Origin of the sequence: Streptomyces sp. NPDC048442 (genome assembly GCF_040651475.1) — a bacterium.
Lineage (GTDB): Bacteria > Actinomycetota > Actinomycetes > Streptomycetales > Streptomycetaceae > Streptomyces.
In genome coordinates this window covers 98,224-115,757 of sequence record NZ_JBEZKB010000007.1, presented here as the reverse complement: position 1 = coordinate 115,757, position 17,534 = coordinate 98,224, and the positions used below count along the sequence as shown (strand labels likewise).

Sequence of the window (17,534 nt, the reverse complement as noted above, 5' to 3'; positions counted from 1 at the left end):
GCGGTTCACCGCGCCCGGCCCCCGGTACGGGGCGGTGACCGCGGGCCGTTGTGCGGCCGCCGGTACAGCGTGACAAGTTCGTTGGAAAATTGAACTTGCGTTTCACAGAGTGAGACGCGAGTATCGACGCATGGACAACTCTAGCGGCGTCGGCGTTCTCGACAAGGCGGCGCTCGTGCTGAGCGCCCTGGAGTCCGGTCCGGCCACCCTCGCGGGGTTGGTCGCGGCCACCGGGCTCGCACGACCCACGGCCCACCGGCTGGCCGTGGCACTGGAACACCACCGGCTGGTGGCGAGGGACATGCAGGGCCGTTTCATTCTCGGCCCCCGTCTCTCCGAACTCTCCGCGGCAGCGGGCGAGGACCGCCTCCTGGCCACGGCGGGACCGGTTCTCACCCATCTCCGCGACGTGACCGGCGAGAGCGCCCAGCTCTACCGCCGCCAGGGCGACATGCGCATCTGCGTCGCCGCCGCGGAGCGCCTGTCCGGACTGCGGGACACGGTCCCGGTCGGCTCCACCCTCACCATGAAGGCCGGTTCCTCCGCCCAGATCCTGATGGCCTGGGAGGAGCCGGAGCGCCTGCACCGGGGCCTGCAGGGCGCCCGCTTCACGGCCACCGCCCTTTCCGGCGTACGCCGCCGGGGCTGGGCCCAGTCGATCGGCGAGCGCGAGCCGGGCGTGGCCTCGGTCTCGGCGCCGGTGCGCGGCCCCTCGAACCGTGTGGTCGCCGCCGTCTCGGTCTCCGGACCGGTCGAGCGCCTGACCCGCCACCCGGGCCGGATGCACGCCCAGGCGGTCATCGACGCGGCGGCCCGCCTCTCGGAGTCCCTGCGCCGCTCGGGCGGCAGCTGACACCCCGTCAACCCTCTTCTCCCGTACGACACTTCACCCCGGAGCCCTGAACTCCCCGCCACAGCAGCGGAGTTCAGGGCTCCTGCCGTACAACTGGCGTACCGCACACGGCTGTACGGACACACGAAAAAGCCCTCCGCATCGATGATGCGGAGGGCTTCTCTCCATGTACCCCCGACCGGATTCGAACCGGCGCTACCGCCTTGAGAGGGCGGCGTGCTAGGCCGCTACACAACGGGGGCCTGTCTGCTGCTGTACTGCTGAACTTGCGCTGGGCTACCAGGACTCGAACCTAGAATGACGGTACCAGAAACCGTAGTGTTGCCAATTACACCATAGCCCATGGTGGTTCAACCATTTTGAATTGATGGTGACCAGTACCCCCGACCGGATTCGAACCGGCGCTACCGCCTTGAGAGGGCGGCGTGCTAGGCCGCTACACAACGGGGGCCCTAGCGATCCTTGCATCGAAACATCCAGGAGCGACCTGAAGGTGTCGGAAAGAAAGGATCTGTACCCCCGACCGGATTCGAACCGGCGCTACCGCCTTGAGAGGGCGGCGTGCTAGGCCGCTACACAACGGGGGCCCTAGCAGAGCTGCATGTCCTTCACTTGCGTGACTTCAACAGCTCTTGCGAGCTGGGCTACCAGGACTCGAACCTAGAATGACGGTACCAGAAACCGTAGTGTTGCCAATTACACCATAGCCCACCAAAACGCAACCCCCTGATCGGGGGTCTTTGTTCGGCTTGCGCTTCCCGGCCGGACCTTTCGGCCCTCTCGGGCGGCGCAGAAAGAACATTACCCGAAGGTGTCCGGGGCTCCAAAACGGGTATTGCCGCGCAGCAGCTCAGGCACCTGATCGAGTCCGGACACGGAGACCAGATCCGGCCGACCGCCCTCCCCCGAGCGGTCCAGCCAGATCCCCGTCAGCCCGGCGGCCACGGCCCCCTGCGCGTCGATGTCCGGGTGATCACCTATGTACGCGACCTGGTGCGGCGGCAGCGCGAGGGCGTCACAGGCTGCGTGGAAGGCCGCGGCGTCCGGCTTGGAGACCCCGAGCTCGGCGGCGCACAGCACGGCCTCGAAGCGGTCGCGCACGCCGAGGACGCGCAGCTTGCGGTCCTGGTTGCGGATGCTGGAGTTCGAGAGGACCGCGTGCCGATAGCCCTCGGAGAGGGCGTCCAGGACGGGCACGGCGTCGGGGAAGAGCGCCCAGGCGGCCTCGTAGTGCGAGACATGGCGGGCGAACCAGTCGTCGGCCTCCGAGTCCGGCACGTCCGTACCGAGGAAATCGCGGATCCGGTCGCGGCGCTGCTCGTCGAAGGTGGACTCACCGGCGGCGAAGCGGCCCCAGTGCAGCCGGGTGAGCTCCTGCCAGCGGCCCAGCGCCTGCTCCACGGTGTCGTACCCGCCGGGCAGGCCCTCGGCCGCGAAGTGCCGCGTCATGCCGATGCGGTCGGAGGAGGAGTAATCGAAGATCGTGTCATCGATGTCCCAGAGGACGGCGCGGATCGGCATGGAGCGAGCCTAGCCGCGGGGCGGGGAACGGACGCGGGGCGGGGAACGGGCGAGGGGCGGGGAACGGGCGAGGGGCGGGGAACGGGCGAGGGGCGGCAGCCGGATCGGCTGCCGCCCCTCGTCGGTCACGTACGGGAAATGCTTATGCGGTGAGCTTTGCCAGGGCTGCGTCGATGCGGGTCAGGGTCTTGTCCTTGCCCAGGATTTCGAGGGACTCGAAGAGGGGCAGGCCGACCGTGCGGCCGGTGACGGCGACGCGGACCGGGGCCTGGGCCTTGCCGAGCTTGAGGCCGTGCTCCTCGCCGGCGGCCAGGACCGCGTTCTTGAGGGACTCAGGGTCCGACCAGTCGGCCGCTTCGAGCTTGGCGCGGGCCGTGGTGAGGAGGGCCGCCGGGTCGCCCTTGCCCATGGCCTTGGTCCAGGACGCCTCGTCCTCGACCGGGGTCTTGAGGAAGAGGAAGTCGACATTGGCGGTGATGTCCGAGAGGACCGTGACGCGGGTCTGGGCGTGGGGGGCGATGGCCTCCCAGGCGGCGCGGTCGAAGTCCTCGGGGGCCCAGTTTGCGTGCGGGGCCGTCAGCCAGGGCTCGCAGGCCTCGGCGAAGGCCTTCGGGTCGAGCAGACGGATGTGGTCGGCGTTGATCGATTCGGCCTTCTTGAGGTCGAAGCGGGCCGGGTTGGCGTTGACGTCGGCGACGTCGAACTTCTCGATCAGCTCGGGGATCGTGAAGATGTCCTGGTCGGCGGAGAAGGACCAGCCGAGCAGGGACAGGTAGTTGAGGAGGCCCTCGGGGAGGAAGCCGCGCTCGCGGTAGATGTTGAGGCTCGCCTGTGGGTCGCGCTTGGAGAGCTTCTTGTTGCCCTCGCCCATCACGTACGGCAGGTGGCCGAAGGCGGGGATCGCCTTGGCGAAGCCGAGGGAGATCAGCGCCCGGTAGAGGGCGATCTGGCGCGGAGTGGAGGAGAGCAGGTCCTCGCCGCGCAGGACGTGGGTGATCTCCATCAGGGCGTCGTCGACCGGGTTGACCAGGGTGTACAGCGGCGCGCCGTTGGCGCGGACGATGCCGTAGTCCGGGACGTTCTCGGGCAGGACGGTGATCTCGCCGCGGACCAGGTCCGTGAAGGTGATCGCCTCGTCGGGCATCCGGAAGCGGACGATCGCGGGACGGCCCTCGGCCTCGTACGCCTGCTTCTGGTCGGCGGTGAGGTCGCGGCAGTGGCCGTCGTAGCCGGAGGGCTTGCCGGCGGCGCGGGCGGCGTCGCGGCGGGCGTCCAGCTCCTCGGTGGAGCAGTAGCAGTGGTACGCGTGGCCGGCGGCGAGGAGCTTCTCGGCGACGTCCTTGTAGAGGTCCATGCGCTGGGACTGGCGGTACGGCGCGTGCGGGCCGACGGCCTCGACGGAGGAGCCGTCGTACGCAGCCGGGCCCTCGTCCCAGTCGAGGCCGAGCCAGCGCATGGAGTCGAGGAGCTGGTCGTACGACTCCTCCGAGTCCCTCGCGGCGTCGGTGTCCTCGATGCGGAAGACCATGGTGCCGCCGGTGTGCCGGGCGTAGGCCCAGTTGAAAAGGGCGGTACGGACGAGGCCCACGTGCGGGTTGCCCGTCGGGGAGGGGCAGAACCGCACGCGGACGGGGACGGAGGGGGTGTTAGCCACGCTTGATCACCTTGTTGGTGAGAGTGCCGATGCCTTCGATGGTGACGGCGACCTCGTCGCCGACGTTCAGGGGTCCGACACCCGCGGGGGTGCCGGTGAGGATGACGTCTCCGGGGAGGAGGGTCATCGCTTCGGAGATGTGGGAGACCAGGTCCTCGACCGAGCGGAGCATGTCGCTGGTGCGGCCGAGCTGGCGCTGCTCCCCGTTGACCGTGCACTGGATGGTGAGGTCGGAGGGGTCGAGGTCGGTCTCGACCCAGGGGCCCAGCGGGCAGGCGGTGTCGAAGCCCTTGGCGCGGGCCCACTGCTTCTCGCGCAGCTGCACGTCGCGGGCGGTGACGTCGTTGGCGCAGGTGTAGCCGAGGATGACGTCCTTCACGCGCTCGCGGGGGACCTCGCGGCACATGCGGCCGATGACCACGGCCAGTTCGGCCTCGTGGTGCAGCTCGGAGGAGAAGGAGGGGTAGGCGATCGAGTCGCCGGGGCCGATGACGGAGGTGGACGGCTTGAAGAACGCGACGGGTACGTCGGGGACCTCGTTGCCGAGCTCCGCCGCGTGCTCCGCGTAGTTGCGGCCGATGGCCACGACCTTGCTGGGGAGTACGGGCGGCAGGAGCCTCACCTTGTCGAGCGGGACCTTGACGCCGGAGAGCTCGAAGTCGGCGTACGGAATGCCCTTGATGATGTCGAGGACGAGGCCGTCAGGGCCCTCGCCCTCGACCGCGCCGAAGGCGACATTGCCGTCGATGGAGAATCTGGCGATGCGCACGGGATGCCTGCGCCCCTTAACTGAGCTGGCTGAAGTCTGACGCTCCAGGCTAACGCGGGTGGGGGTGCGGGCTTCGCCCCGTTTGTGACGAGGGGGGCGCCGGGGCCGGTCAGGCGGAGACGGGCTCGGGGTGCTGCTGGGTCTCCGGGGCGACCATCAGGATGGTGCGGCGGGAGTTCGCGGTGACGGTGGGGAGCTCCTGGGCGTACTCCGGGAGGGCCGCCGCGCTCGGGGTCGCGGAGGAGTCCAGGTGGGCGAGCGTGGTGCGCTCCGGGTTGGCCAGGTTGCGGATCGCCGGGGCCGACTTCTTCGCCGTCTTCGTCGTCTTCATGTGAGTGGTCGCGCCTTGTCGTGGGGGCGCCGGGCGGCGCCGGTGGTCGGATTCGCAATCCCTGTAAAGCGCCAGGCTAAACATCCGCTTCCCGGCCAAAGCCGGGATTGTGCAGGGATCTTCGTGTGAGTTTCCTCACGAGTTGTTGGGCAAATGCCGCATTTCAGGCTGTTGATCTTGCGGGCAGAAACGGACATTACATATGTGAAGCTTCCATTCCGCTCCTGATCGTCTCGACTGGGGCACCCCCCACCCGTAAGCGACTCGTGGGTAATTGTCCATTTCGTAGGGGAAAGGAGTCTACGACTGGTGACCCATCCAGTACAAAGCGTCACTCCTGGTACGCCGGACCCCTCGGGCCTTGTTGGAGATCCTGCACTGTGCTGGAATTCCCCGGACCGCGGTCACACGACCACCCAATGGGGATGATCCGGTACCCCACGACTCGACACCGTTGTGCCGCTTTGCGGCAGGACGCCTGGTCCAGAGGTTGCGACGCTAGTGCAGGGACGTTTCAAGAGGGATGGCAGCGCTGCGGCGGAGCAGGAGCCGCGCGGCGGGACCGACCGCGGCTCATCGCCCCAGCCCCAGCACGCCCAGACGCCGCAGAACCCCCAGAGCAGGGGCGCTGCGAAGTCCGGCGGCGGAGCTGCCAGGCCCGGCCCCTCCGGCGGCGCGGGCGGCAGCGGCGCGGGCGGCAGCGGCGCGGGCGGCAGCGGTGCGTTCGGTGGCGGCGGCGCCTTCGGCGGTGGCGGCGGCGGTCAGGAGGGCCCGACGGCCCCCGGCGCACCCAAGGAGAAGTCCAGGACTCCGAAGCCGATCAGCGCGGGCACCCGAATATCCCTGCGCAACTGGAGCATCAGCACCCGTCTGGTCTCGCTGCTGGCCCTTCCCGTGGTCGCGGCGACCGCGCTCGGTGGCCTTCGTATTCAGGAGTCCCTCGACGACATGCAGCAGCTGGAGCACATGCAGCTGCTGACCAAGATGACCCGTCAGGCCACCGACCTCGCCGCGGCTCTGCAGAACGAGCGCGACAAGACGGCCGGCCCGCTGCACACCGGCACCGAGCGCTCCTCCCCGTTGATCAAGGCCGAGACCGACAAGACCGACCTCATGCGGGAGGCCTTCTACACCGGCACGAGCGACGTCGACACCGGTGACGAGTCCGACCCTGCGCTGAAGAGCATCCGGGGCAGCATGATCGACATCTCGGTCAAGCTGTCGAGCCTGAAGCAGATCCGCGCCGAGGCCTTCAAGGACCAGGGCGGCACCGGCAACTCGCAGACCGTCAGCGAGTACAGCAACCTGATCACCGCGCTGCTGAGCCTCTCGCAGGACATGGCGCAGGCCACCTCCAGCCGCGAGATGATCCAGCGCACCCGCGCCCTGGCGGCGTTCTCGTCCGCCAAGGAGTACGCCTCGATCCAGCGCGCGATCATCGCCGGCGCGCTCCCCGCCACCCCGGACGCCAGCGGCAAGGAGGGGCAGGCCAAGCTCCAGGAGAGCGACCGCCTCTTCGGCAAGTCGGCCCTGGAGAACGAGCGCAGCCAGCTCACCGCCTTCACCCGCATCTACGGCGACGCCGAGGCGAAGAAGCTGCTCGAAGTACTGGAGAACAGCAGCCCGGACGCCCAGCGCGCCGAAATGTACGCGCGTGACGTGCTGACCAAGGAAAACGGCATCACCCGCGTCCAGAAGCGGTCCTACATGGACTGGGGCGACCAGGCGAGCAACGAGATCCAGGCCATGAAGCGGATCGAGGCCCAGCTGCTCAGCGAGATGGACCAGAAGGCGCGCGTCCTTCAGGCCGATTCCGAGCGCTCCACGATCATCTCCGGTGCGGTCATCCTCCTGGTGCTCGGCGTCTCGCTGGTCGGCGCCTTCGTGGTGGCCCGCTCCATGATCCGTTCGCTGCGCCGGCTGCAGGACACCGCGACCCGGGTCGCCCAGGAACGGCTGCCCGAGCTCGTCAAGGCGCTGTCCGAGTCGGACCCGCAGGACGTCGACACGTCCGTCGAGTCCGTCGGTGTGCACAGCAAGGACGAGATCGGCCGAGTGGCCTCCGCGTTCGACGACGTGCACCGCGAGGCCGTACGACTCGCCGCCGAGCAGGCGCTGCTGCGAGGCAACGTCAACGCGATGTTCACCAACCTCTCGCGCCGTTCGCAGGGCCTCATCCAGCGTCAGCTCTCGCTCATCTCCGAGCTGGAGTCCCGCGAGGCCGACCCGGACCAGCTGTCCTCGCTCTTCAAGCTCGACCACCTCGCGACCCGTATGCGCCGGAACGGCGAGAACCTCCTCGTCCTCGCCGGTGAGGAGCCGGGCCGCCGCTGGACGCGGCCCGTGCCGCTGGTCGACGTGCTCCGTGCCGCCGCGTCCGAGGTGGAGCAGTACGAGCGCATCGAACTCTCCTCGGTGCCCTCGACCGAGGTCGCAGGCCGCGTGGTCAACGACCTCGTGCACCTCCTCGCAGAGCTCCTGGAGAACGCGACGTCGTTCTCCTCGCCGCAGACGAAGGTCCGCGTCACCGGTCACGCGCTGCCCGACGGGCGGGTGCTCGTCGAGATCCACGACACCGGCATCGGCCTGTCTCCCGAGGACCTGTCCGCGATCAACGAGCGGCTCGCCGCTCCCCCGACCGTGGACGTCTCGGTGTCGCGCCGGATGGGTCTGTTCGTGGTCGGCCGGCTGTCCCTGCGACACGGCATCCGCATCCAGCTCCGCCCGTCCGACTCCGGTGGTACGACCGCGCTGGTCATGCTCCCGGTGGATGTCGCCCAGGGCGGCAAGAAGCTTCCCGGCAAGCCCGGTGGCCCCGGTGGCCAGGGCGGTGCGCCGCAGATGCCCGCAGGGCCCGGTGCCCGTCCGGGTCTGCCCGCGGGGCCCGGTTCCAGCGGTGGCCCCGGCAGCCGCCCCGGTCCGCCGCAGGGCGGTCCCGGGCTGCTCGGTTCGGAGCCTTCGCGGCGTCAGGTCTCGGCCGGTTCGGGTGCGCCGGCCCTGCCGGGCCGTACGCCCGGAGCGGGTCTCGCGAACCCGGCGCCCGCCGGCCCCCCGAAGCGCGGCGGTCTCGCCGGTGCCTTCGGCGGCGGTCGCGGCGGCCGTGAGGACGTACGCCAGAACGCGCCGGAGCCGGAGCGCGGCGCTCCCGCCCCGCTCCCCCGGGCCGGCGGTCCGCGTGCCGAGCTGCCCGGCGGCAGTCCGGCGGCCCCGCAGCGGCCCGTCCCGCAGAACTCGCCGCAGGACGGTCAGCCCGGTACGAGCTGGGGCGCCCGGCCCAACCCCGCCGACGCGCCGCGCGGTCACGAGGACACCGGGGACCGCCAGGGTCCCGGCTCCACCGCCGAGTTCGACCGTCCGGACTTCAACGGGCCGCCGCCCGGGACCAGTTCGACGACGGGCCAGTACGAGCGTCCTGACGTCCGGCAGGACCCGGCGGCCACGGGCCAGTTCCCGCAGCCCGGCCATGGTTTCCAGGACCCGGCCGCGACGGGGCAGTTCCCGCAGGCCGGCACCCGCGGCTTCCAGGACCCGGCCGCCACCGGCCAGTTCCCGCAGGCCGACCTCTCCTCCACGTCCGGGCAGTACGAGCGCCCCGACGTACGGGGACCGCAGGGCAACAGCGCCACCGGCCAGTACGAGCGTCCGGGTGCGCGTGGTCCGCAGAACCAGGGGCAGGGCCAGGGTCAGGGCCCCGGCTCGACCGGGCAGTTCCCGCAGGTCGGGGCGCGCGGTCCGCAGGACCCTGCCGCGACGGGACAGTTCCCGCAGCCGGGCGCTCACGGCTTCCAGGACCCCGCGGCCACCGGCCAGTTCCCGCAGGCCGACGTCCGCGGGTACCAGGACCCGGCCGCCACGGGCCAGTTCCCGCAGGCCGGCCGGAACGCCGGGGCCGGGCAGATCGAGCGCCCGGAGATTCGCGGACCGCAGGGCAACAGCGACACCGGGCAGCACCGGGTGGACCCGTACGACACCGGCACGCACCACACCGGCTCGTACGAGCGTCCCGGCTTCCAGCCCACTCCGGCGCCGCCCACCGGTGTGCCGCAGTCGCCGAACGCCCCGCGCCCGCGCGGTCCCGAGGGCGGTTCGGACGGCCGCGGCCGCGGTGACGCCGATTTCGGTGCGCCGCGCCCCGTGGCGAGCCTGCCCTCCCGGCCCTCGCCGCAGCAGTCCCCTCCGCAGGCTCCGCCGCAGCGTCAGGACCGGCCGCAGCACCAGCAGGCCGCGCCCCAGGCTCCGCAGGCCCGGCAGCCGCAGCAGTCGCCCGACTCGCTGCCGCCCGCCGGTCCCGGGGACGGCCGTACGCCGCTCTTCGACACGTTGGAGTCGAACTGGTTCCACGGCGAGCAGAGCGGTGCGCAGGCCCCGCAGGGTCAGCAGCCCGGCCGGCCGGGCCGGTCCGCTTCCGTGCCGCAGCAGCCCACCGCCTCCGCTCCCGAGCGTGAGCGCGAGGCTGCCGAGTCGAGCTGGCGCGCTTCGCCGAACGACGAACTCGCCTCGCAGGCCGAGCGGGTCCGCAAGCCCGCCGCCGGCGGTGTCACCACCTCAGGACTTCCGCGTCGTGTCCCGAAGGCCAACCTGGTCCCGGGCACCGCGCAGGAACAGAACCATCAGAGTGGTCCGCAGGTCTCCCGTGCGCCCGACGACGTGCGCGGCCGGCTGACCAATCTTCGCCGGGGCATTCAGCAGGGCCGCCAGGCCGGTACCAATGGCACCACTGGCAGCTTCCGCACCATTGACCCCACTCACCAGCAGGAGCGTTAGTTGAGTCCGATGAGCCAGGCAGCCCAGAATCTGAACTGGTTGATCACCAACTTCGTGGACAACACCCCTGGGGTGTCCCACACGGTGGTGGTATCCGCCGACGGACTCCTTCTGGCGATGTCCGAAGGTTTCCCCCGTGACCGTGCCGACCAGTTGGCGGCGGTGGCCTCCGGGCTGACCTCGCTGACGGCCGGTGCCTCCCGGATCTTCGAGGGAGGCCCGGTCGCCCAGACCGTGGTCGAGATGGAGAGAGGCTTCCTCTTCCTCATGTCGATCTCGGACGGATCGTCCCTGGCCGTGCTGGCGCACCCCGACGCCGACATCGGTCTGGTCGGGTACGAGATGGCACTGCTGGTCGACCGGGCGGGCACGGTCCTCACCCCGGACCTCCGTGCCGAGCTCCAGGGAAGCTTGCTCCACTAGGCAGCCTTACCGCCAGTACCCCCGCAGCACCCCTCAGGAAATACCTCAGAAGCTTCACACCGTCCGGCCGTAAGCCCGATCCCCCCACCGGCCCCGTCAGACGGCACGCCGACCACCTGCTGTCATGCCCGGAGGACCCATGACCCCGCCCCCCGCCTCTCACGATTCGTACGGCGGCGCGCATACCGACGCGCCGTACGACGCATACGAGGGCGACCAGCCGCTGGTACGTCCTTACGCGATGACCGGCGGCCGGACCAGGCCGCGCTACCAGCTCGCCATCGAGGCGCTGGTCAGCACCACGGCCGACCCGGCACACCTGTCCACGCTGCTCCCCGAGCACCAGCGGATCTGCCACCTGTGCCGCGAGGTCAAGTCGGTGGCCGAGGTCTCGGCGCTGCTGGCGATGCCGCTCGGCGTCGCACGCATCCTGGTCGCCGACCTGGCCGAGGCCGGCATGGTGGCCATCCACCAGCCGGGCGAGGGAGCGGACGCCGACGGAACGCCGGCCGTCACGCTGCTGGAAAGGGTGCTCAGTGGACTTCGGAAGCTCTGACGGCGCGACGGGCGCGGCCCGTTCCACCACCTCCGCGAAGATCGTGGTGGCGGGCGGCTTCGGCGTCGGCAAGACCACGTTCGTGGGCGCGGTCTCCGAGATCAACCCGCTGCGCACGGAGGCCGTGATGACCTCCGCTTCGGCGGGGATCGACGACCTCACCCACACCGGGGGCAAGACCACCACCACGGTGGCCATGGACTTCGGCCGCATCACGCTGGACCAGGACCTGATCCTGTACCTCTTCGGTACGCCGGGCCAGGACCGCTTCTGGTTCATGTGGGACGACCTGGTGCGCGGTGCGATCGGCGCCGTCGTGCTGGTCGACACCCGCCGCCTCGCGGACTGCTTCCCCGCGGTCGACTACTTCGAGAACAGCGGCCTGCCCTTCGTCATCGCGCTCAACGGCTTCGACGGCCACCAGCCGTACACGCCGGAGGAGGTGCGCGAGGCGCTGCAGATCGGGCCCGACACCCCGATCATCACGACCGACGCGCGGCACCGGGCGGATGCGAAGAGCGGCCTGATCACGCTGGTCGAGCACGCGCTGATGGCCCGGTTGAAGTAGACCGGTTGAAGCGGACCGGCCAAACCGGGACACAAGTGGAGTCCGGTATACGGCAGTTGTCGTAGCCGAACCGGGGCGGGTTGTGGCGTACGACACTCTCCGCCCCTGCTCCGCCGTGGAATTCATAACGTTTCGACAGAGAATTGCTGGAGCAAGGCAACCCGGCGCGTTCATTTGGTGTCACTGTGCTCACACGAGCCCCGTCTTTTGACGGGGCTCGTTCTTTATGCCCGTTTTATCTGAGGGATGGGCCACTAGGAGGGCTGCCTTCCGGCTGTTTGGTTCAGAACCGTCGGGCGTGCTGGAATTCGGCGAAACTCCTGAGTAAGTACGAGTAGTACGAGCAGTCGGTACGGCCCTGAACGAAAAACGGCACAGCGTAGGTGCCGACGCCGAGAGGTTGTTGGTCGAGTGAGGCGAAGCAAGAAGAGCTCCGCAGAGCAGCAGACGCGGGGCAACTTCACCCCGCCGTCGCATGCTGCGGCGCCGGGTGCCGCCGAGGTGTCCGCGGATGCCCCGCAGGGCGGCAGCTCCAGCCGGATGTCGCCCCGCAACTGGCGAGTGGCCACCAGGCTGAACGCCATCCTCCTCATACCCGCCCTGGTCGCCCTCGTCATGGGCGGCTTCCAGGTGAGCGGTTCCATCAACGACTGGCGGCAGGCGCAGGACGCGGAGAAGACCGCGCTGATCGTGCGCGCCGCCGCCGAGTACGGCCACGCTCTGCTCAACGAGCGTGACCTGACCGCCGCACCGCTGCTCGCGGGTGGCAGCCGGGACGGCGAGGACGTCGCCGCGGTGCAGGCCGTCACCGACTCCGCGAAGCAGAAGTTCGACACGGCCGTCACGGGCATGCCGGAGAGCCAGGGCCTGCGCAACCGCCTCCACCGCATCCGGGAGGCCGAGCCGAAGCTCCCGAAGCTGCGCGAGACCGCGTACACCGCGGGCGTCGAGAACACGAACCCGGTCGCCACCGAAGAGGGTTACCGCGACGTCCAGCACTTCCTGATGGAGGTGTCGAACGAGCTGAGCCTCGGCTCCGGCAACATCACCTCCTACGGCCGGACCGTGTACGCCGTCGAGCTGGCGAAGGCCGCGGAGTCGCTGCAGCGGTCCATCGGCACGCACCTGCTGATCCGTCCGGGCGGCAACGGCAACGGCACGATCTACGACGGTCAGGTCAAGGCGTTCTGCTCGTACAACTACCTGGAGACGATCGCCCTCGGCGAGTACGCCTCGGGCGGCACCCAGCACGACGTCGACCGGCTCCGCGAGGTCATGAAGGGCAAGGCCGACGCGGGCGCCAAGAAGCTCGCCGAGGCGAAGGCCGCCGCACAGGCCGCCGGCAAGCCCTTCCCGACGCCGCCCAGCAAGAACGGCTCGGTCTACGACGGCATGGCCGCCGAGATCTGCAAGGGCCAGTCGAAGCGGGCCCTCGCCGCCAAGGGGATCGTTCCCCAGACCTGGATGGCCGCCGCCACGGCCAAGTTCGAGGGCTACTCGCAGATCGAGAACGAGCTCGTCGACAAGGCCGTCAAGGACGCCGCGGTCATCTCCGAGGAGTCCCGCAACGCCGCGATCATCAACGGTGCGGTCGTCGTGGTCGCCCTGCTCGCCGCCTTCATCCTGGCCGGTGCGGTCGCCCGTCAGATGAGCCGCTCGATGAAGCGCCTGCGCACCGCCGCGTTCTCCATCGCCGAGCAGCGCCTGCCGATGCTCGTCGACCAGCTCTCCCGTACGGAACCCGGCCGGGTCGACACCCGGGTGCAGCCCATCCCGATCACCTCGCACGACGAGATAGGCGAAGTGGCCCGCGCCTTCGACCAGGTGCACCGCGAGGCCGTCCGGCTCGCCGCCGAGCAGGCCATGCTCCGTGGCAACGTCAACGCGATCTTCACCAACCTCTCGCGCCGCAACCAGTCGCTGATCGAGGGCCAGCTGACCCTCATCACCGACCTGGAGAACAACGAGGCCGACCCCGACCAGCTGGAGAACCTGTTCAGGCTCGACCACCTGGCGACCCGTATGCGCCGCAACGGCGAGAACCTCCTGGTCCTCGCCGGCGAGGAGCCGGGCCGCCGCTGGAACCAGCCGGTTCCGCTGGTCGACGTCCTGCGCGCCGCCTCGTCCGAGGTCGAGTCGTACGAGCGCATCGAGCTGACCGGCGTACCCGAGTCGGAGATCCACGGCCAGGCCGTGACCGACCTCGTGCACCTGCTCGCCGAGCTCCTGGAGAACGCCACCACGTTCTCGTCCCCGCAGACCAAGGTCCGCGTCAACGCGACCCGTCTCCCGGACGGCCGCGTCATGGTCGAGATCCACGACAAGGGCATCGGGCTCACCCCCGAGGACTTCGCCGACATCAACCACAAGCTGGCCAACCCGCCGACGGTGGACGCCGCCGTCTCGCAGCGCATGGGCCTGTTCGTGGTCGGCCGCCTCGCCGACCGGCACGGCATCCGCGTCCAGCTCCGCCCCTCGGGCGAGCAGGCCGGTACGACCTCGCTGGTCATGCTCCCGGACGCGATCACCCACGGTGGCGGCGGCGAGAACCAGCCGCAGGGCGACTTCACGGTCTCCTCGATCATGCCGGACCAGCAGAACGCCCCCCAGCCGCCCGCCTTCGAGAGCGCCCCGCTGCGGACCGCGGCCGAACTCGGCTTCGACGACTCCCAGTACGAGGCACCGCTCGATCCGGTGAACCGCTCGCTGCAGCGCGAGGAGCGCAGGGCCGCCCTGGAGGGCAGGTCCGGGCAGGACGAGGAGCGCCCGCTGTTCCGCGACGAGGTGCCGCAGCAGCAGGGCGGCTACGAGGAGCAGCGGTACGAGGAGCCCTACCAGGAGTCCGCGTATCAGGACCCCTCGTACCAGGACCCCTCGCAGCAGGCTTCCTCCTACCAGACGCGTGACCAGCAGCCGGGCTACGACCAGAACGGCTACCCGGCCGCGTCCCCTGCCTCCTCCGGCGGCTTCGACGGCTTCGGCCCCCGGGACTCCTTCGGCTCGACCGAGCGGTACGCCCCGCAGCCGCATTCCGGGCAGTCGCAGTCCGGGCAGTCCCATGACGGGCAGTCCCATGCCGGGCAGTCGCAGGGCTATGCGGAACCCGAGTACCAGGGTTACGAGGAGCAGTCCCAGCAGCCTCAGCAGGCCAACTGGCAGGACCAGAACGGTTTCCAGGCCGCGTACGACACCTCGTACCCGGCACAAACGGAATCTGTTCAGTCTTCCCCGGAGGCTCCCGAAGCGCCGCAGGACCCCGTAGGCTTCGACCGTTCGGAACCCACTCCTCCGCCGCCGCGCGCCGGTCACTCCATGACCAACGCGGGCCTTCCGCGCCGCGGCAGTCAGTCCGGTCCTGAGAGCATGCTCAGCCGGCACAGCAAGTCCGCCGGCGGCTCGGAGCGACAGGAGCAGGCGCCCCAGGCGCCGCAGCCTTCCCAGGCACCGCAGCCCCCGCAGGCCCAGCTCCCGCAGCGGCCCGCCGCTCCGCAGGACGGCGCGCAGGGCGCGGCCGCTGACGGCGAGGCGAAGGACAGCGGCTGGCGCACGTCGAACGACGAGCGCTGGCAGCGGGCCGAGAAGCTCAAGGACCCGAAGGCGGGCGGGGTCACCCCCTCCGGCCTCCCCAAGCGGGTGCCCAAGGCCAACCTGGTCGAGGGCGCCGCGGAGCAGACCCCGCAGGGCGGCCCCCAGGTCTCCCGCGCCCCCGAGGACGTGCGGGGCAGGTTGAGCAACCTGCGCCGCGGCGTCCAGCAGGGACGCAGTGCGGGAACAGACCAGAACCAAGCGGCCACTTACGATCAGCACAGTGGACCGGGTAGTACCTACAACCAGGAGCGTTAGTGTGAGCCCGATGAGCCAGGCGGCGCAGAATCTGAACTGGTTGATCACCAACTTCGTGGACAACACCCCTGGTGTTTCCCACACGGTGGTGGTCTCCGCCGACGGACTCCTGCTGGCGATGTCCGAAGGATTCCCGCGTGACCGTGCCGATCAACTGGCGGCCGTGGCCTCCGGGTTGACGTCACTGACGGCCGGCGCCTCTCGGATCTTCGAGGGCGGCGCCGTCAACCAGACAGTGGTGGAGATGGAGCGTGGATTCCTTTTCATCATGTCCATCTCCGACGGATCCTCGCTAGCCGTGCTTGCGCACCCCGACGCCGACATCGGCCTCGTAGGCTACGAGATGGCACTGCTTGTGGACCGGGCCGGCACAGTGCTGACCCCGGACCTGCGGGCCGAGCTTCAGGGAAGTCTGCTCAACTGAGGATTGGCCGAGGATTCACCAAAGGTCTGCCTGTAGTCGAACAGGCGGACACAACTGTTCTCAACTAGCAGACACCCCGTGCGTAGGGGCGTCCCCGGGCTTTAGGGTTCGGGGACGTGGCTCCACAGTGCATGGTGCCCGCAGTGCAGTCGGAGGAGGAGAACGTGGCAACGCCCCCCAACGGTTCGTCGGCCGACTGGCCTTATGGCCGTGGCCCGGGACAGGGTCAGGGTGGTTCCGGCGATCCTTCGCAGAACCGCTTCAACTTCCCCTCCACGCCAAGCCGTTCACCGTACGAGAGCCGTCCCTACCAGCAGCAGCCCCCGCAGCCGCCGCACCGTGGGCAGCCGCCCGGTATCCAGCCGGTGCAGCCGCGTCCGGGGGCCGGCCGCGGTTCAAGCTCCCCCTCGTCGTCCTCCCCGGGCGGCACCCACAACCCCTTGGTACGTCCGTACGCCATGACGGGCGGCCGTACCAGGCCCCGCTACCAGCTCGCCATCGAGGCGCTGGTCAGCACCACGGCGGAACCCGCCAGGCTGCAAGGGCAGTTGCCCGAGCACCAGCGGATCTGCCACCTGTGCCGTGAGATCAAGTCGGTCGCAGAGATCTCCGCACTCCTTTCCATCCCCCTCGGCGTAGCCCGGATCCTCGTCGCCGACCTGGCAGAGGCCGGACTCGTCGCGATTCACCAGCCCGGCGGCGACGAAGCCGCGGGTGGTCAGCCAGATGTGACACTGCTCGAAAGGGTGCTCAGTGGACTTCGCAAGCTCTAGCAGCGGAGCAGCCCGCTCCACAACCTCCGCGAAGATCGTGGTGGCGGGCGGCTTCGGCGTCGGCAAGACGACGTTCGTCGGAGCCGTGTCGGAGATCAACCCGCTGCGCACCGAGGCCGTCATGACGTCCGCGTCGGCGGGCATCGACGACCTCACCCACACCGGGGACAAGACCACCACCACGGTGGCCATGGACTTCGGCCGCATCACGCTGGACCAGGACCTGATCCTGTACCTCTTCGGTACGCCGGGCCAGGACCGCTTCTGGTTCATGTGGGACGACCTTGTACGGGGTGCGATCGGCGCCATCGTCCTCGTCGACACCCGCCGTCTCGCGGACTGCTTCCCCGCGGTCGACTACTTCGAGAACAGCGGCCTGCCCTTCGTCATCGCGCTCAACGGTTTCGAAGGCCACCAGCCGTACAACCCGGAGGAGGTCCGCGAGGCCCTCCAGATCGGGCCGGACACTCCGATCATCACGACGGATGCGCGGCACCGGGCGGATGCGAAGAGTGCGTTGATCACGCTGGTGGAGCATGCACTGATGGCCCGACTCCGCTAGGCGCGGGGGGCGTGTGCGGTCGTGAGGGGGCGTGCTCCGCGTGGGGCCCGCCCCCTTCCCCCCCCAGGGGACCAGCGGGGTAAGGGGCAGTCTTTTAGGGGCGCGGGGAACTGCGCGATCAGCCACGACGCACCCGCACAATGCCCACCGGCCCCGCGCCCAGCCACGCCGCACCCGCACGATGTCCCGGACATGCCGAAGGCCCGGTCCCCCGCACATGCAGGGGGCCGGGCCTTCGGTGCAAGAGCGCGGACGAGCCGCCGAGCCCCTCAGCCCTGCCAGCTGTGCGGCGCCCGGAATCCCGGCGTCCGCTCCAGCCGACGCCACCCGGCCGCCGTGCGGCCATGCGCGGCCGACACCTCGGCCGGACGCGCGGCGGCCCGCGCCAGCAGGATCGCGGTGATCGCGGCCAGCTCCTCGGGAGCCGCCTCGCCCTTCTCCACACGCAGCAGGTTCTTCGTGGCAGCCGTATCGGCAGGGATACTCATCAGTT

The 17,534-nt window shown here is 69.9% G+C and carries 14 protein-coding genes and 5 tRNA genes; 9 read left to right on the top strand and 10 right to left on the bottom strand.

Annotation, left to right across the window (positions count from 1 at the left end; genetic code table 11):
- The first annotated feature begins 130 nt into the window (after positions 1 to 130).
- Entirely contained in the window at positions 131 to 853 is a 723-nt protein-coding gene (gene ndgR, locus AB0D18_RS13310) for an IclR family transcriptional regulator NdgR (RefSeq protein ID WP_362416184.1), read from the top strand.
- Between the two features lie 169 nt (positions 854 to 1,022).
- Here ndgR and AB0D18_RS13305 read toward each other — a convergent pair.
- The 9 genes from AB0D18_RS13305 to AB0D18_RS13265 form a co-directional block, all read right to left on the bottom strand.
- Positions 1,023 to 1,095, bottom strand: a tRNA-Glu gene (locus tag AB0D18_RS13305).
- A gap of 29 nt (positions 1,096 to 1,124) precedes the next feature.
- Positions 1,125 to 1,196 (bottom strand) — tRNA-Gln (locus AB0D18_RS13300).
- Positions 1,197 to 1,231: 35 nt separating this feature from the next.
- Positions 1,232 to 1,304, bottom strand: a tRNA-Glu gene (locus tag AB0D18_RS13295).
- A gap of 63 nt (positions 1,305 to 1,367) precedes the next feature.
- A tRNA-Glu gene (locus tag AB0D18_RS13290) sits at positions 1,368 to 1,440 on the bottom strand.
- 52 nt (positions 1,441 to 1,492) lie between these two features.
- Positions 1,493 to 1,564 (bottom strand) — tRNA-Gln (locus tag AB0D18_RS13285).
- A gap of 90 nt (positions 1,565 to 1,654) precedes the next feature.
- Positions 1,655 to 2,374 (bottom strand): HAD family hydrolase, encoded by a 720-nt coding sequence (locus tag AB0D18_RS13280; RefSeq protein ID WP_362416181.1) that lies wholly within the window; start codon positions 2,372 to 2,374, stop codon positions 1,655 to 1,657.
- Between the two features lie 142 nt (positions 2,375 to 2,516).
- Positions 2,517 to 4,028 carry a glutamate--tRNA ligase gene (gene gltX / locus AB0D18_RS13275; RefSeq protein ID WP_362416178.1) on the bottom strand — a complete coding sequence of 504 codons (1,512 nt, stop codon included), beginning with the start codon at positions 4,026 to 4,028 and terminating at the stop codon, positions 2,517 to 2,519.
- Entirely contained in the window at positions 4,021 to 4,797 is a 777-nt protein-coding gene (locus AB0D18_RS13270; protein WP_362416175.1) for a fumarylacetoacetate hydrolase family protein, read from the bottom strand. Before AB0D18_RS13270 ends, gltX begins: the two co-directional genes overlap by 8 nt.
- A gap of 109 nt (positions 4,798 to 4,906) precedes the next feature.
- Positions 4,907 to 5,128 carry a hypothetical protein gene (locus tag AB0D18_RS13265; protein ID WP_362416172.1) on the bottom strand — a complete coding sequence of 74 codons (222 nt, stop codon included), beginning with the start codon at positions 5,126 to 5,128 and terminating at the stop codon, positions 4,907 to 4,909.
- 501 nt (positions 5,129 to 5,629) lie between these two features.
- On the opposite strand from AB0D18_RS13265, the gene AB0D18_RS13260 reads away from it, so the two are divergent.
- The 8 genes from AB0D18_RS13260 (at position 5,630) to AB0D18_RS13225 (ending at position 17,041) form a co-directional block, all read left to right on the top strand.
- Positions 5,630 to 9,892, top strand: coding sequence for a nitrate- and nitrite sensing domain-containing protein (locus AB0D18_RS13260; protein WP_362416169.1), 4,263 nt, complete (start codon positions 5,630 to 5,632; stop codon positions 9,890 to 9,892).
- A 9-nt stretch (positions 9,893 to 9,901) separates the two neighbouring features.
- Positions 9,902 to 10,315, top strand: coding sequence for a roadblock/LC7 domain-containing protein (locus AB0D18_RS13255; protein WP_185034582.1), 414 nt, complete (start codon positions 9,902 to 9,904; stop codon positions 10,313 to 10,315).
- A gap of 139 nt (positions 10,316 to 10,454) precedes the next feature.
- Positions 10,455 to 10,871: a DUF742 domain-containing protein gene (locus AB0D18_RS13250; protein ID WP_362416166.1), complete on the top strand. Its 417-nt coding sequence runs from the start codon at positions 10,455 to 10,457 to the stop codon at positions 10,869 to 10,871.
- Positions 10,852 to 11,439, top strand: a complete 588-nt coding sequence (locus tag AB0D18_RS13245; protein WP_362416163.1) for an ATP/GTP-binding protein — start codon at positions 10,852 to 10,854, stop codon at positions 11,437 to 11,439. The genes AB0D18_RS13250 and AB0D18_RS13245 overlap by 20 nt, the downstream gene beginning before the upstream one ends.
- 411 nt (positions 11,440 to 11,850) lie before the next feature.
- Positions 11,851 to 15,282 (top strand): nitrate- and nitrite sensing domain-containing protein, encoded by a 3,432-nt coding sequence (locus AB0D18_RS13240; RefSeq protein WP_362416160.1) that lies wholly within the window; start codon positions 11,851 to 11,853, stop codon positions 15,280 to 15,282.
- Positions 15,283 to 15,292: 10 nt separating this feature from the next.
- A complete protein-coding gene (locus AB0D18_RS13235; protein WP_030980891.1) occupies positions 15,293 to 15,706 on the top strand; it encodes a roadblock/LC7 domain-containing protein in 414 nt (137 codons plus the stop codon).
- 164 nt (positions 15,707 to 15,870) lie between these two features.
- Positions 15,871 to 16,479: a DUF742 domain-containing protein gene (locus tag AB0D18_RS13230; RefSeq protein ID WP_362416157.1), complete on the top strand. Its 609-nt coding sequence runs from the start codon at positions 15,871 to 15,873 to the stop codon at positions 16,477 to 16,479.
- Positions 16,460 to 17,041 carry an ATP/GTP-binding protein gene (locus AB0D18_RS13225; RefSeq protein WP_362416154.1) on the top strand — a complete coding sequence of 194 codons (582 nt, stop codon included), beginning with the start codon at positions 16,460 to 16,462 and terminating at the stop codon, positions 17,039 to 17,041. The genes AB0D18_RS13230 and AB0D18_RS13225 overlap by 20 nt, the downstream gene beginning before the upstream one ends.
- A gap of 269 nt (positions 17,042 to 17,310) precedes the next feature.
- Here AB0D18_RS13225 and AB0D18_RS13220 read toward each other — a convergent pair whose 3' ends face one another.
- A complete protein-coding gene (locus AB0D18_RS13220; RefSeq protein WP_362416151.1) occupies positions 17,311 to 17,529 on the bottom strand; it encodes an acyl-CoA carboxylase subunit epsilon in 219 nt (72 codons plus the stop codon).
- Between the last annotated feature and the right edge of the window lie 5 nt (positions 17,530 to 17,534).

Excerpts from the sequence above, each read along its gene's own strand:
- ndgR (WP_362416184.1), top strand. The coding sequence starts at position 131 with ATGGACAACTCTAGCGGCGTCGGCGTTCTCGACAAGGCGGCGCTCGTG.
- AB0D18_RS13280 (WP_362416181.1), bottom strand. The coding sequence starts at position 2,374 with ATGCCGATCCGCGCCGTCCTCTGGGACATCGATGACACGATCTTCGAT.
- AB0D18_RS13265 (WP_362416172.1), bottom strand. The coding sequence starts at position 5,128 with ATGAAGACGACGAAGACGGCGAAGAAGTCGGCCCCGGCGATCCGCAAC.
- AB0D18_RS13255 (WP_185034582.1), top strand. The coding sequence starts at position 9,902 with ATGAGCCAGGCAGCCCAGAATCTGAACTGGTTGATCACCAACTTCGTG.
- AB0D18_RS13250 (WP_362416166.1), top strand. The coding sequence starts at position 10,455 with ATGACCCCGCCCCCCGCCTCTCACGATTCGTACGGCGGCGCGCATACC.
- AB0D18_RS13235 (WP_030980891.1), top strand. The coding sequence starts at position 15,293 with ATGAGCCAGGCGGCGCAGAATCTGAACTGGTTGATCACCAACTTCGTG.
- AB0D18_RS13220 (WP_362416151.1), bottom strand. The coding sequence starts at position 17,529 with ATGAGTATCCCTGCCGATACGGCTGCCACGAAGAACCTGCTGCGTGTG.